11 protein-coding genes are annotated in these 13576 nt (G+C 72.5%); 5 read left to right on the forward strand and 6 right to left on the reverse strand.

Translation table 11 applies throughout. The features are described 5' to 3' along the window. Positions 1–9: 9 nt before the first annotated feature. Entirely contained in the window at positions 10–1125 is a 1116-nt protein-coding gene (locus tag ACFVTH_RS17075; protein WP_387093419.1) for an amidohydrolase family protein, read from the reverse strand. Between the two features lie 96 nt (positions 1126–1221). Here ACFVTH_RS17075 and ACFVTH_RS17080 point away from each other — a divergent pair, with 96 nt between their 5' ends. Genes ACFVTH_RS17080 through ACFVTH_RS17090 form a run of 3 tightly spaced genes read left to right on the forward strand, consistent with a single transcriptional unit; the run spans position 1222 to position 4451 of the window. Next, complete coding sequence (locus tag ACFVTH_RS17080) at positions 1222–1899, forward strand: FadR/GntR family transcriptional regulator (protein WP_387093422.1); 678 nt, start codon at positions 1222–1224, stop codon at positions 1897–1899. Further along, on the forward strand, positions 1892–3148 hold the full coding sequence (locus ACFVTH_RS17085) for an MFS transporter (RefSeq protein WP_387093424.1): 1257 nt from the start codon (positions 1892–1894) through the stop codon (positions 3146–3148). Before ACFVTH_RS17080 ends, ACFVTH_RS17085 begins: the two co-directional genes overlap by 8 nt. Before the next feature lie 46 nt (positions 3149–3194). Beyond that, positions 3195–4451 carry an amidohydrolase family protein gene (locus ACFVTH_RS17090; protein ID WP_387093427.1) on the forward strand — a complete coding sequence of 419 codons (1257 nt, stop codon included), beginning with the start codon at positions 3195–3197 and terminating at the stop codon, positions 4449–4451. 11 nt (positions 4452–4462) lie between these two features. Here ACFVTH_RS17090 and ACFVTH_RS17095 read toward each other — a convergent pair whose 3' ends face one another. Then, positions 4463–5437, reverse strand: coding sequence for a cytochrome b/b6 domain-containing protein (locus ACFVTH_RS17095; protein WP_387093430.1), 975 nt, complete (start codon positions 5435–5437; stop codon positions 4463–4465). A 189-nt stretch (positions 5438–5626) separates the two neighbouring features. Here ACFVTH_RS17095 and glsA point away from each other — a divergent pair, with 189 nt between their 5' ends. Together glsA and ACFVTH_RS17105 are read left to right on the forward strand one after the other, a co-directional pair. After that, complete coding sequence (gene glsA, locus ACFVTH_RS17100; RefSeq protein WP_387093432.1) at positions 5627–6667, forward strand: glutaminase A; 1041 nt, start codon at positions 5627–5629, stop codon at positions 6665–6667. Further along, a complete protein-coding gene (locus tag ACFVTH_RS17105) occupies positions 6664–8301 on the forward strand; it encodes an MFS transporter (RefSeq protein WP_387093436.1) in 1638 nt (545 codons plus the stop codon). The genes glsA and ACFVTH_RS17105 overlap by 4 nt, the downstream gene beginning before the upstream one ends. A 9-nt stretch (positions 8302–8310) precedes the next feature. Here the strand turns inward: ACFVTH_RS17105 and galU are convergent, their stop codons facing one another. The 4 genes from galU to ACFVTH_RS17125 form a co-directional block, all read right to left on the reverse strand. Further along, positions 8311–9213: a UTP--glucose-1-phosphate uridylyltransferase GalU gene (gene galU / locus ACFVTH_RS17110; protein ID WP_387093679.1), complete on the reverse strand. Its 903-nt coding sequence runs from the start codon at positions 9211–9213 to the stop codon at positions 8311–8313. An 86-nt stretch (positions 9214–9299) separates the two neighbouring features. Then, a complete protein-coding gene (locus ACFVTH_RS17115; RefSeq protein WP_387093438.1) occupies positions 9300–10754 on the reverse strand; it encodes an aminobutyraldehyde dehydrogenase in 1455 nt (484 codons plus the stop codon). A 43-nt stretch (positions 10755–10797) separates the two neighbouring features. Continuing rightward, a complete protein-coding gene (locus ACFVTH_RS17120; protein ID WP_387093441.1) occupies positions 10798–12216 on the reverse strand; it encodes an NAD(P)/FAD-dependent oxidoreductase in 1419 nt (472 codons plus the stop codon). Next, a complete protein-coding gene (locus ACFVTH_RS17125; RefSeq protein WP_387093444.1) occupies positions 12213–13514 on the reverse strand; it encodes a glycosyltransferase in 1302 nt (433 codons plus the stop codon). Before ACFVTH_RS17125 ends, ACFVTH_RS17120 begins: the two co-directional genes overlap by 4 nt. Between the last annotated feature and the right edge of the window lie 62 nt (positions 13515–13576).

Below are 13576 nucleotides of genomic sequence, written 5' to 3' on the forward strand. Positions count from 1 at the left end.
GGGACGCGTTCAGCGCCGATGCAGGGTGCGGTCGTCGCGGACGACGCGCACGGGCGCGGGCCGGTCGACCACGATCTGGGCGAGCGACTCGCCCCGGAACTCGAGCCGGGCTGGGTGGGTGGGCCCCGACCAGTCGGCGAGGTCGGCGGCGCCGATCAGGCGGGCCCCCTCGGTGGACGAGATGCGGTAGCAGCGCTCGAGCTCGGCGTCGGTCCTCGCGCCGGTGCGGTACGCGAGCAGGTGCGCGCGGTCGACCATGCTGCCGCTGCCGAACGGGCTCCACGAGTCGCGGACGCCGTCGGAGCCGGCGGCGAGCTGCACGCCGTGCGCCTCGAGCAGGGCGAGGTCGGGCACGGGGTCGTCGCCGAGCGCGCAGGTCGTGACCCAGAGGCGGGCCGCGGCGACGCGGTCGAGCGTGTCGCGCAGCGACGGGGCCGAGGCATCCGCGAGCGCGAAGGCGTGGCTCACGGTCACCCGCCCCTGCATGCCGGCCGCCTCGGTGCGCGCCGCGATCTCGCGGATCTGCGCGAGCCCGGGCTCGCCGCCGTCGTGGAGGTGGATGTCGAGGTCGCGTCCGGCGCGCTGCGCCAGGCCGAACACGGCGTCGAGGTGCGCGTCGACGTCGCCCTCGAGGCCGAGCGGGTCGATGCCGCCGACGAGGTCGGCGCCGGCGCCGAGCGCCGCGGTCATGACGTCGAGCGTGCCGGGGTTCGTGAGGAGCCCGAACTGCGGGAAGGCCACGATCTGCACGGTGAGCTCGGGGGCGAGCCGCTCGGCGGCCGCGCGTACGCCCTCGACGTTGCGGAGGCCGAGCTCGGTCGAGACGTCGACGTGCGCGCGCATGCCCAGCGTGCCGTTCGCGCGGGCCGCGCTGAGCAGGGCGAACGCGCGCTCCTCCACGCTGCGCGTCTCGGCGAGCTGGGTCGCGAGGTCGCCCGCGATGAGCTCGGGCAGGGAGGCCGCGGGGCGCCGCGACGTCCATCGCCCGCCCCAGCTCGACTTGTCGGGGTGGATGTGCGCATCGACGAGCGCCGGGGCGACCACGACGCCGTCGGGGGACGGAACGGGCGAGACCTCTGCGGACCGGGCGCGGTCGTGGTCGATCGTCGTGATCGCGTCTGCCATGTGGGCGAACTCCTTCGTTCGAGCGTGACGGGCACCTGCCGCGTATTTGTCAGATGTTATGATAACCATACTTTCGAGCTGGAAGAGAATGGACCCGTGGAACCCATCCGACGCAAGTCACTCGTCGACACCGTGGTCGACCGCCTGAACACCGAGATCGCCTCCGGCGCCTGGCCGATCGGCACGCGCATCCCGACCGAGGCCGAACTCACCGAACGCCTCGGCGTCAGCCGACCCTCCGTGCGCGAGGCGGTGCGCTCCGTCGTGCAGCTCGGCCTCCTCGAGACCCGCCAGGGCGACGGCACCTACGTCGTCGCGAGCGACGCGACCGAGGTGGCGCTGCGCCGCACCCTCGGCGGGGCCGACTCGCGCGAGGTCCTCACCGTGCGACGCGCGCTCGACGTGCTCGCCGCGCGCGAGGCGGCCCTGCACCGCACCGAGGCCGACCTCGCCGCGCTCAGGGGCGAACTGGCGCTGCGGCGCCAGGCCATCACCCGCAGCGACGTCGAGGCCTTCGCGAACCACGACGTCGCGTTCCACGTCGGGGTCGCCGAGGCGTCGCACAACCGGCTCCTCGTCGGCATCTACGCGAGCTTCGACGGCTCCCTGCGACAGTCGGTCGCGCACAACTCGTGCCTCTCGAACAACGCAGACCCGAGCGTCGTCGACCTGCACGAGGCGCTGCTGCACGCGATCGTCGCCCGCGACGTCGATGCGGCCACCGCCGCCGCCCTCGGCGTGCTCGACCAGACCGAGCAGTCCCTGCATGACTGAGCGGGGCGTCGGCATCGGCGCCCCGCTCCTCGCCGGCGTGCTCGTGGTCGGCATCGGCCTCTCGGTGCGGTCGCCGATCACGAGCGTCTCCGCACTGCTGCCCGAGATCGAGGCCGCCGACGACTTCAGCGCGGCCGGCCTGGCGACGCTGAGCGCCATCCCCGTGCTGCTCTTCGGACTCGCCGCGCCCCTCGCGCCGGTGTTCGCCCGCCGGTTCGGGGTCGACCGCGCCGCCGCGATCCTGCTGACCGCGCTCGGCGTCGCGATGCTGGTGCGGCCGTTCGGCCCGACCGCGCTCATCGCGGGCACCGTGGTCGTCGGCGCGAGCATCTCGCTGCTCGGCATCCTCACCCCACAGCTCGTGCGCACGCATCTGCGGCGGCGCCAGGGACTCTGGTCGGGCGTCTACACCTCGGTGTTCGGCGTCAGCGCAGCGCTCGGCGCCGCGCTCGCGATGCCGCTGTTCGACGCGCTCGGCGGCGACGCCGCCACGGCACTGCTCGTCTGGGCGCTCCCGATCTGCCTCGTCGCCGTGTTCGCGCTGCTCGCCGCGCCGCGCCTGGCCGCGACGGCGACGGGCGCGGGCGAGCCGAGCACGTCGGCGGGCGACGGCTCGATCCTGCGCGCCCCGCGGGTCTGGTCGGTCACGGGCTTCTTCGGATGCCAGGCGCTCATCTACTTCGCGCTCACCGCCTGGCTCCCGACGATCGTGATCGACCGTGGAGCCGACGCCGCGACGGGCGGTCTGCTGCTCGCCTGGCTCAGCATCGCCGGGATCCCGGCCGCGCTCCTCGCACCCACGATCGCGGCGCGCTTCCGGAGCCAGTCGGCCGTGACGTCGGTCGTCTCGCTGCTCTCCGCGGCGGGGCTCGCGGGGCTCGCATTCGCCCCGGCCTCGTGGGCCGTCGCGTTCGTCGCCGTGCTCGGCGTCGCGCAGAGCGCGGCCTTCGGCCTCGCGGTCGGCCTCATCGTGCAGAAGGCGCCGAGCGCCGCGCGCACCGCCTCGTTCTCGGCGGTCGCCCAGGGCGTCGGCTACGCGGTCGCCGCGCTCGGTCCGCTCGCGCTCGGCATGTTCTCGACGGCGGGCGTCGGCTGGTCGACGCTGCTCGCCGCGCTCCTCGGCGTCGCCGCGGCGCAGCTCGTCTTCGGCGTGCTGGCCGGCCGGCCGCTCAGCCCTGCGACCGTGTCGGCCCCACCCTCGCCGCCCTCGCACGATGCCGAGCGGCTCGAGGGGCCCCACCGCACCTGATCCGGCGCCTCCCCGCCACCACCCCCACTCCGCCGAAGGACCCCGAATGCTCATCCGAAACGTCCGCCCCTGGGGATCGACCGCCGTCGATGTCCGCATCGAAGCCGGCCGCATCGCGGAGGTGCTCCCCCGCGAGGACGCGGCCGCGCCGCGCCCGGCCGAGGCACGGGATTCCGCCCGCCGGCCCGGCGCGAGAGCCGGGGACGGCGAGCTCGACGGCCGGGGCCGTCTCCTCCTTCCCGCGTTCAGCGACGTGCACGTGCACCTCGACTCGACCCGCATCGGCCTGCCGTTCCGGCCGCACACGGGCGGCCCCGGCGTCTGGACCTTGGTGATGAACGACCGCGCGAACTGGCGCAACGCCGAGGTGCCGCTCGCCGAGCGCGTCGCCGGCACCCTCGAACGCATGATCGCGCACGGCACGACCCGCGTGCGCAGCTACGCGCAGGTCGACGTCGACTGCGGCCTCGAGCGCTTCGAGGCGGTCATGGCCGCGAAGGAGCGGTTCGCCGGGCAAGCCGACGTCCAGGTCATCGCCTTCCCGCAGGCCGGCCTCCTCCGCGAGGCCGGCTCGGTCGAGATCCTCGACGCGGCCCTGGCCGCGGGCGCGGACGTCGTCGGCGGCATCGACCCGTGCGAGCTCGATCGCGATCCCGCCCGCCACCTCGACCTCGTCTTCGGCCTCGCCGAGAAGTATCAGGTCGGGGTCGACATCCACCTCCACGAGCCGGGCGAGCTCGCCGTGTTCAGCACCGAGCTCGTGATGGAGCGCACGCGCGCACTCGGCATGCAGGGCAGGGTCACCATGTCGCACGCCTACAGCCTGGGCTCGGTGTCGGATGCCACGAGCCGACGCCTGATCGACGGCTTCGCCGAGCTCGACCTCGCCCTCGCGACCGTCGCCCCCGCGGCCTCCGGCCAGCTCCCGCTCGTCGACCTCGCCGAGGCGGGGGTCAGGGTGGGCCTCGGCGAGGACGGCCAGCGCGACTACTGGAGCCCGTACGGCAACTGCGACCTGCTCGATCGCACCTGGCAGCTGGCGTTCACGCGCGGGTTCCGCCGCGACGAGCTGATCGAGCACTGCCTCGCGATCGCCACGATGGGCGGCGCGAGCATCATGGACGCCGACTCGCCGCGACTCGCCGGCGTCGGCGACCGTCCGGGCCTCGCCGTCGGCGACCGCGCCGACCTCGTGCTCGTCGACGGCGAGACCCCGACGAGCGCCGTCATGGACCGCGGCTCCGACCGCACGGTGCTCCACGATGGGCGGGTCGTCGCCGACGACCTCCGGCTCGTCGACTGACCGGCCGCCGCTCAGCCGCGGGCGGCGGTGCGCTTCGGCGCGGGCGGAGCCTGGGGCATCCGCCGCACCTGGCCGAAGCGCTCGGCCGCGGGCACGAGCAGCAGCGGGCGCGCGAGCACCCAGCCGCCGACCATGACGACGATCGACACGGCGAAGATCGCGAAGCCGATCCAGTCGTCGGACTCCCGTGCCGCGTACATGTGGTTGAGGTTGCGCAGCGCCCCGGTCGCGAGCACGAGCACGACGTGCGCGAAGGTGAAGAGCAGGAAGAACAGCATCACGGGGTAGTGCAGCGCGCGGGCGGCGCGCTCGGGCACGGCCCGCGCGAGCGGGCCCTCGAGCGGCCAGCCCGGCGAGAGCCGGAGCCCCGTGAGGATCGCGAGCGGCGAGGCGATGAAGACGATCGCGAAGTAGGCGAGCACCTGGGCGTCGTTGTACGACACCCAGGAGTTCTCGGTCGGCCAGTCGAGCGAGAGGTACTGCAGCACGACCGAGATCGAGCCGGGCACCACGTCCCAGCTCGTCGGCACGATGCGCACCCACTGCCCGGTCGCGAACAGCAGCACCACGTAGACGACGCCGTTCAGCACCCAGAACGCATCGACGACGAGGTGCAGCCACACCGAGATGCCGAGTCGGCGGGGGGCTCCCTTCGTCCGCGGCCACCGCGTGTTGTCGCGCGTCCAGAAGGCGGGCGGGCGGGCTTTCGAGCGCACGATGAGCCCCGTGCGCACGAGCATCACGAGGAAGAAGGCGTTGAAGAAGTGCTGCCAGCCGAGCCAGGCCGGAATGCCGACGGGAGCCCCCTCGGGCAACGGGGTGTGGCCGGGGTACTCGGCGATGAACGCCTCGACGGCGGGCAGGGTGCGCAGTCCCCGCGCGACGAGCACCGCCACCGCGAGGAGCACGAGCAGGCCGCCGGCGACGAGGAGGAGGCGCTTGACGGAGAGGCCCGAGACGAGCGCGGAGCGCAGGGATGACGGCACGCCTCTCAGCGTGACAAAGCAACGGGGCCGTCGCAACTCGGGCGTAATGAAGCGATCGACTCGTCGCCCGCGATGGATGCTCCGGCGAGCCCGGCCGAGCACGCCCGCCGAGGCCGACCACCGCCGGGAATTCGCGCCGTGCGGGTGCGGCTCCGTGCTCTCGGCGGCGCGAAGGGGCAGAGTGAGCACATGTTCGAGACCGATGCCGCCGATGTCGCCCAGCGGAGCTCGACCGGCTCGCTGCCGCCCGCGCCGCGGGTCGACGAGCTCGTCGCCGCCGCGCACGCGCGGTACGCGCCGCTCGACGAGGGCGACGTCGCCGACTACATCCCCGAGCTCGCCGAGGCCGATCCGGCCTGGTTCGGGCTCGCCCTGGTCGGGGTCGACGGCCGTGCGCACACCGCGGGCGACGCCGACGTGGCGTTCTCGATCCAGTCGATCTCGAAGGCGTTCGTGTTCGCGCTCGTCTGCGACGAGCTCGGCCACGAACTCGTGCACGAACGGGTCGGCGTCAACAACACCGGCCTCCCGTTCAACTCGGTCATCGCGCTCGAGCTCAACGACGGCAGCCCCATGAACTCCATGGTGAACGCCGGGGCGATCGCGACGACCGCCCTCGTCCCCGCCGCCGACGCCGAGGACCGCTGGCGGCGCATCCGGGACGGGCTGTCCCGCTTCGCGGGCCGGCCGCTCGACCTCGACGACGTGGTGCATCGCTCCGAGTCGCTCACGAACCATCGCAACCGCGCGCTCGCCCGCCTGCTGCAGAGCTACGGGCGTCTCGACGTCGACCCCGACGAGACCGTCGACGTGTACACCCGGCAGTGCTCGCTCTCGGTGACGGCCGTCGACCTCGCGATCATGGGTGCGACCCTCGCCGACGGCGGGGTGAACCCCGTGACGGGAGAACGCGTCGTCTCCGCCGAGGCGTGCCGCGACACGCTCGCCCTGCTCGCCTCGTGCGGACTGTACGAGCGTTCCGGCGAGTGGCTCTTCGAGATCGGGATGCCCGCGAAGTCGGGCGTCGCCGGCGGCCTCGTCGCGGTCGCGCCCGGCAAGGGCGCGATCGGCACGTTCTCGCCGCGGCTCGACCCCGCGGGCAACAGCGTCCGCGGGCAACGGGCGTGCGCCCATCTCTCGCGCTCGCTCGGACTCAACCTGTTCGCCTCGGACCCCGCGGGTCCGGCACCGGCCGGCGCAGCCGGCCCGATCGGAGGAACGACACGATGACCGAGACCATCGCCCCCGCTCCGACCCGGGAACGCCGATCCTGGGCGCCCATGGTCGGGCTCTTCCTCGCCCAGGTGCTCATGTCGTTCAACGTCGCCGCGCTGCCGATCTCGCTCGGCGGCATGGTCGAGGACTTCGGCGTGCCGCCGACCGTCGCGTCGACGACGATCGTCGTCTACGGCCTCGCGGTCGCCGCGCTCGTGATGACGGGCGCGAAGCTCGGCCAGCGCATCGGCTGGGTCCTCATCTTCCGCGTCGTGGTCGCCGTCTTCGCGGTCTCGTCGCTCATGATGATCCTGTCGCCCACGATCGGCTGGGCGATCGCCGGCCAGGTGCTCGCCGGGGCATCCGCCGCGATCATCGTGCCCGCACTCGTCGCCCTCATCGCCGAGAACTACCGCGGGGACCAGCAGGCGACCGCGGTCGGCTCGCTCGGCTCCGCCCGGGCGTTCTCCGGCATCAGCGCCTTCCTCATCGGCGGCACGCTCGGCACGCTCGTCGGGTGGCGCCCCGTCTTCTTCATCACCCTCGGCCTCGCCGTCGCGGTGTTCGCCCTGAGCTTCCGGCTGCGCGGCGACCGGGGCGACAAGGGCATCCGCATCGACCTCGTCGCGTCGGCCCTCATCGGCGCCGCGATCGTGCTCCTCACGCTCGGCTTCAACAACCTCAACGCCTGGGGCATCCTGCTCGCCGAGCCGGGCGCCCCGTTCTCCGTGCTCGGCCTCTCCCCCGCACCCGTCTTCGTCGTCGCCGGCCTGATCCTCGGCCAGGGCTTCTTCATGTGGACGAAGCGCCGAATGCGGCTCGGCCGCGTGCCGCTCGTCGACCTCGGGGTGCTCAGCGAGCCGACCGAGCGGGCGGCGGTGTACGCGATGTTCATCATCGTGGCGATGGAGGCCGCCGTGAACTTCACCGTGCCGACCTACATCCAGGTCGTGCAGGGGCGCACCCCGTTCGACACCTCGCTCGCGATGATGCCGTTCAACCTGACGGTGTTCGTCACCGCGACGCTCATCGTGCGCTTCTACCGTCGCCACAGCCCGCGCACGATCGCCCTGTTCGCGTTCGGCCTCACGACCGCCGCGCTCCTCTGGCTCGCATTCGTCGTCACGAACAACTGGGAGACGGTGCCGACGATCCTGGGGCTCATCGTCTTCGGCATCGGCCAGGGTGCGCTCGTGACGCTCGTGTTCAACGTGCTCGTGACGGCGGCGCCCAAGGAGCTCGCGGGCGACGTCGGCTCGATCCGCGGCACGACCCAGAACCTCGCGAGCGCCGTGGGCACCGCGCTCATGGGGGCCCTGCTCGTCACGATGCTCACGCTCAACTTCACGCAGGCTGCGGCCGAGCACCCCGAGATCCCCGAGGAGCTGAAGGCCGAGGTCGGTCTCGGCCAGGTGAACTTCGTGAGCAACGACGAGCTGCGCGCGACGTTCGAGGCGACGAGCGCGACCCCCGAGCAGGTCGACGCCGCCGTCGCCATCAACGAGGAGGAGCGGCTGAACACCCTGCGCCTCGGGTTCCTCGTGCTCGCAGGACTCAGCGCGCTCGCGGCGCTGCCGGCGTCGCGCCTGCCGAAGTACAAGCCCGAGGAGATCCCCGACCCGATGGCCGCGGCAGGCGGCGGCGACTGACGGCGGAGCTCAGATGCGTGCGGTGTAGTCGACGAGCCAGCTCTTCAGCTCCGCACCGAGGTCGTCGCGATCGACCGCGAGCTGGATCACGGCCTTGATGTAGTCCAGCTTGTCGCCCGTGTCGTACCGGCGACCCCGGAACACGACCCCGTACACCCCGCCCGTGCCCGCCACGTCCTCCGCCATCGTCATCAACGCGTCGGTCAACTGGATCTCACCGCCCTTGCCCGGCGCCGTCTCCGCCAGCACGTCGAACACCTCCGGCTTCAGCACATACCGGCCGATCACCGCATAGTTCGACGGCGCGACCTCCTTCGCGGGCTTCTCCACCAGACCCGTGATCCGCACCACATCCGGATCCTCCGTCGCCTCGACCTGCGCCGCCCCGTACAAGTGGATCTGATCCGGATCCACCTCCAACAACGCCACGATCGACGCATCCCGCTTCTGCTGCTCGTCCAGCATCCGCGTCAGCAACTCGTCCCGCGCGTCGATGATGTCATCACCCAGCAGCACCGCGAACGGCTCATCACCCACATGCATGTGCGCCCGATGCACCGCATGCCCGAGCCCCAACGGGTCGCCCTGCCGCACGTAATGCATATCGGCCAGCTCGGTCGACTCGTTCACCTTCTCGAGCTTGGCCGTATCGCCCTTCCGCTCCAGGGTCGCCTCCAACTCGGCCACCCGGTCGAAGTGATTCTCCAACGCGTTCTTGTTCCGACCCGTGATCATCAACACGTCCGTCAGGCCCGCATTCACCGCCTCCTCGACCACGTACTGGATCGCCGGCTTGTCGACCACCGGCAGCATCTCCTTCGGCATCGCCTTCGTCGCCGGCAGGAACCGCGTCCCCAACCCCGCCGCAGGAATGACCGCCTTCGTGATGCGCCCGTCCGCGGGCGCCGCCATGCTGTCCGTCATCGTCGTCTCCGTCATCGTCGTCGCTCTGCTCGTGGTGCCGGCCCGCGCGGCCGGCGTCGTGCCTCCCCGCCCGCTCATGCAGGCCGGAACCCGGTCGTCTCGGGCGGCGGGGCGTGCCGGATCATCAGGTGGCGCGTCACCGAGTAGTCGAGCAGCGGCTCGATCGACATGTCCTTGCCGAAGCCCGAGCCCTTGACGCCGCCGTGCGGCGCCTCCGAGGCGATCGGCAGGTGGTCGTTCACCCAGGTCACGCCCACGTCGAGCGACTGGCTGACCCGCAGCGCGCGGCCGACGTCGCTGGTCCAGACCGAGGAGGCGAGCCCGTAGGCGCTGTCGTTCGCGAGCGCGATGCCCTCGGCCTCGCCGTCGAAGGGCAGCACGACGAGCACCGGGCCGAAGACCTCGCCCTGCACGATCTCCGACGACTGCGCGGCCCCGACGAGCAGGGTCGGCGCGAAGTACGAGCCGATGCCGTCGAGCGAGCGGCCGCCGACGAGCGCCTCGGCGCCCTCGGCGACGGCGCGCGAGACGAAGCCCTCGACCCGCTCGCGATGGGCCCGCGACACGAGCGGCCCGATGTGCGTCTCGGGGTCCATCGGGTCGCCCGCGACGACACCCGAGACGGCCTGTCGCAGCGCCGCGACGCCGTCGTCGTAGACCGATCTCTCGAGGTAGACCCGGGTCGCCGCGGTGCAGTCCTGGCCCGAGTTGTAGGTGGCCCCCATCGTGACGGCCTGCGCCATGGCGCCGAGGTCGGCGTCGGCGAAGACGATGACCGGCGCCTTGCCGCCGAGCTCGAGATGCACGCGCTTCACCCCGTCGACCGCGCCGCGCATGACGGCCTTGCCCGTCTGGGTCGAGCCGGTGACGCTCACCATGTCGACCTCGCGGTGCGTGACGAGCGCCTGGCCCACTTCGGCGTCGCCCGTGACGACGTTGAAGATGCCGGCGGGCAGCCCGGCCTCGAGGGCGAGCTCCGCGAAGCGAAGGGTCGTGCGCGGGGTCGCGGGAGCGGGCTTCACGATCACCGCGTTGCCCGCGGCGAGCGCGGGGCCGGCCTTCCAGATCGCCATGATGAGCGGGAAGTTCCACGGCGTGATGCCCGCGACGACGCCCACCGGGCGCCGGGTGAGGATCGAGGTGTAGCCGTTCGAGAACGATCCGGCGCCGGTGCCGTCGAGCGAGCGCGCCGCACCCGCGAAGAAGCGCAGGTTGTCGATGCCGAAGGGCAGCTCGCCGTCGAACGCGGTCGTCCACGGCTTGCCCGAGTCCTCGACCTCGAGCTTCGCGAGGTGCTCGGCATCGGCCTCGAGCGCGTCGGCGAGGCGGAGCAGTGCGAGCGAGCGCTCCCCCGGCGTCTTCGCCGCCCAGGCGGGTTGCGCGGCCCGCGCCGCGGCGGCGGCCTCGTCGACGTCGGCGACGCCCGAGGCGGTGAACGACGCGACCTCCTGCTCGGTCGCCGGGTTGGTGATGACGGCGTCGCCGCCGGTGCCGGGGCGGTACTCCCCGATGAAGGTGCCGGTCGTCATGGGTGCTCCTTTCGAGAGCGGTCGCGGGCGCAGGGCCCGGTGGTCAGGAGTTGAATCCGAGGCCGAAGCGGTCGAGGGTGCGCAGCCACAGGTTGCGCCGGCCCGCGTGCGCGTCGGCCGCGAGGATGGAGCGCCGGGTGAACTGCACGATCGGGTTGCGCAACGGCTCGGGCGGGATGGGGAACGGCCGCCGCCGGACGATGTCGTAGCGGAGCCGGGAGCTGGGTTCGCCCGCCAGCAGGTCGAGCGCGACATCCGCCGAGAATCGCGACGCGCCCACGCCGAGCCCCGTGTGCCCGGCGGCGTAGGCGACCCTGCCGCCGCGGGCCGTGCCGTACGCCGCGGTGAACCGCGTCGTCGAGTCGATCGGGCCGGCCCACCGGTGCGTGAAGCGGAGGCCCTCGAGCTGCGGGAAGGTCTCGAAGAAGTGCCGCGCGAGCAGCTCGTGCGAGGCGTCGCGCTGCTCGAGGCTCGCGTCGACCCGGCCGCCGAAGTAGTACACCGCGTCCCATCCGCCGAAGAGGATGCGGCCGTCGGCGGTCGGCCGGTAGTAGTGGAACTGGTTGCCCGCGTCGGTGAGTCCCTGCCCCTCGGCCCAGCCGACGGCGGCGCGCTGCCGGGCATCGAGCGGCTCGGTCATGAGCACGTGGTCGTAGAGCGGCATGATGTAGTTGCCGAGCCGGCGCAACGGCGACGGGTAGGCCGCAGTCGCGACGACCGCGTTCCGCGCGTCGACATGGCCGAGGGCGGTCCGCACGCGCACGCCCTCGCCATGGCGGTCGACGCCGGTCGCGGCGGATGCCTCGAAGATGCGCACCCCGCGACGCTCGAGCTCGGCGGCCATGCCCCAGGCGAGCCGCGCGGGGTCGATGAGCACCGTGCCGGTGCGATCGCGGAGGCCGCCGAGATAGCTCGGCGAGTGCACGTCGGCCTGCATCTCATCCCGGTCGAGCATCTCGAGTGCGACCCCGTGCCGCGCACCGAGCTCGTGCGCCACGCGCAGGCCGTCGAGCTGCCACGGCTCGACGGCGATCGTCGTCTTGCCCGCGCGGCTCAGGCCGCAGTCGATGCCCGCCAGCTCGATCGTGGCGACGAGCTCGGCGAGGTTGCGCTCGCCCTCCTCGTGGAGCGCTCCCACCTGGTCGGGCCAGATCGCGGTGCCGTGGGTGAGCCCGTGCGTGAGCGAGCTCGAGACGAACCCGCCGTTGCGACCGGTCGCGCCGTGGGCGACGCGTTCGGCCTCGAGCACCACGACGGATGCCCCGGGGTCGCGCTCGAGCGACCGCCATGCCGTCCAGAGTCCGGTGAAGCCGCCGCCGATGACGACGAGGTCGGCGTCGACCGGCTCGGTGAGCGACGGGCGGGGCGCGGGCGCGCCCTCGTCGAGACCGCGGTCGGTCCAGTAGGGGCGCGGCGCCGCCTCGGCGATCGCGGACCGGGCCTGCGTCGCGGCGGCGCTCACACCCGTTCCCGGGCGCCGACGCGCTCGATCACGTCGGCCGCGGCCGAGACGCCGTCGCGCGACCGGATGTCGGCGCCCGCGGCGGCGACGCGCTCGCGCAGCTCGGCATCGGCGAGCAGGGAGCCCACGGCGCCCGCGAGCTCGTCGGGTGTGAAGCGGTAGGGGTCGAGCCGGACTCCGTAGCCCTGCTCGTGCACCCGTTGGGCGTTGTCGTACTGGTCCCAGAAGAGCGGCAGCAGCACCATGGGCTTGCCGAAGTGCAGTGCCTCGGTCGTCGTGTTGTTGCCGCCGTGGGTGATGACGAGGTCGACGAGCGGCAGGATCGTCGTCTGCGGGAGGAACTCGGCGCCCCACATGTTGCCGGCGAGCTCGAACTCGTCGTGCAGCGGCCCCTTCGACACGATGACGTTGACCGGCTGGTCGGCGAGCGCGGCGATGACCCGCTGCATGAGCTCGACGTCGGCCGAGCCGAGCGAGCCGAGGCTGAAGTAGACGAGCGGGCGGGTGCCGTCGGTGAACGAGACGGGCAGGTCGGCGGGCGCCTGCTCGGTCTCGCGCACCGAGGAGTCGAGCCGGTGCCAGGCCTCGTCGAGCGGGCGCTCGACGTGGTAGTCGAGCACCTCGGGGTAGACGTAGAGGTTCTCGTCACCGCGGTGGATGAACTCGAGGTCGGGCAGGGCGGGTGCCCCCTGCTCCTGCACCCAGGCGTCGAACTCGGTCCAGAGCTTCCGGTGGGTGCGCTCGTACTCGGCCCGGAAGGCGGGCCAGGCATCGCGCTCGTCCTTGCCGAGCCCCGAGAACACCGGCGCGATGTGCTCGCCCGGCACCTCGAGCGGGTTGCACGAGACGATCCGCACGAACGGCACCCCTGCGGTGACGAGCGCGGGGAACGCGAGCACGTTGTCCTCGATGATGACGTCGGGCCGCACGCGGTCGATGATCGCCTTGAGCTGCGGCTCGCAGTACTTCGCCCCGTCGACGAGCGCCTGCCAGATCGGCAGCGTCACCGTCTCGAGCTGCTCCGCCGTCGTCTTGCGGAACTCGGGAGAGACCTCGCGGATGTAGTCCTTCCAGAACTGGCCGGCGTCCTGCTCGACCTCCTCCTCGGGCGCGGGGGCCAGGTCGACGAGATCCTCCTCGAAGCCGAGCGCGGCGAGCTTGCCCTCCCACGACCGCTCGGCGGCGAAGACCACGCGATGCCCCCGCTGGAGCAGCGCATTGCCGATGCCGATGCAGTTGTTCGTCGGCCCGTAGGCGCTCTCGGGCATGAAGAGGAACGTGCGGCGCTCGTCGCCCATGGTGACTCCTTCGTCGATTTATTGAATGGTGATGAAAAGAATCTGAGTTGTCAAGCATTCGG

Origin of the sequence: Agromyces sp. NPDC058104, assembly GCF_042884835.1 — a bacterium.
In the GTDB taxonomy this organism is placed as follows: domain Bacteria; phylum Actinomycetota; class Actinomycetes; order Actinomycetales; family Microbacteriaceae; genus Agromyces.

What these genes read in the sequence shown, in the direction of transcription:
- ACFVTH_RS17075 (WP_387093419.1), bottom strand. Translation starts at nt 1,125, where the DNA reads ATGGCAGACGCGATCACGACGATCGACCACGACCGCGCCCGGTCCGCA.
- galU (WP_387093679.1), bottom strand. Translation starts at nt 9,213, where the DNA reads ATGGCGGCGCCCGCGGACGGGCGCATCACGAAGGCGGTCATTCCTGCG.
- ACFVTH_RS17125 (WP_387093444.1), bottom strand. Translation starts at nt 13,514, where the DNA reads ATGGGCGACGAGCGCCGCACGTTCCTCTTCATGCCCGAGAGCGCCTAC.
- ACFVTH_RS17115 (WP_387093438.1), bottom strand. Translation starts at nt 10,754, where the DNA reads ATGACGACCGGCACCTTCATCGGGGAGTACCGCCCCGGCACCGGCGGC.
- ACFVTH_RS17085 (WP_387093424.1), top strand. Translation starts at nt 1,892, where the DNA reads ATGACTGAGCGGGGCGTCGGCATCGGCGCCCCGCTCCTCGCCGGCGTG.
- ACFVTH_RS17090 (WP_387093427.1), top strand. Translation starts at nt 3,195, where the DNA reads ATGCTCATCCGAAACGTCCGCCCCTGGGGATCGACCGCCGTCGATGTC.
- glsA (WP_387093432.1), top strand. Translation starts at nt 5,627, where the DNA reads ATGTTCGAGACCGATGCCGCCGATGTCGCCCAGCGGAGCTCGACCGGC.
- ACFVTH_RS17105 (WP_387093436.1), top strand. Translation starts at nt 6,664, where the DNA reads ATGACCGAGACCATCGCCCCCGCTCCGACCCGGGAACGCCGATCCTGG.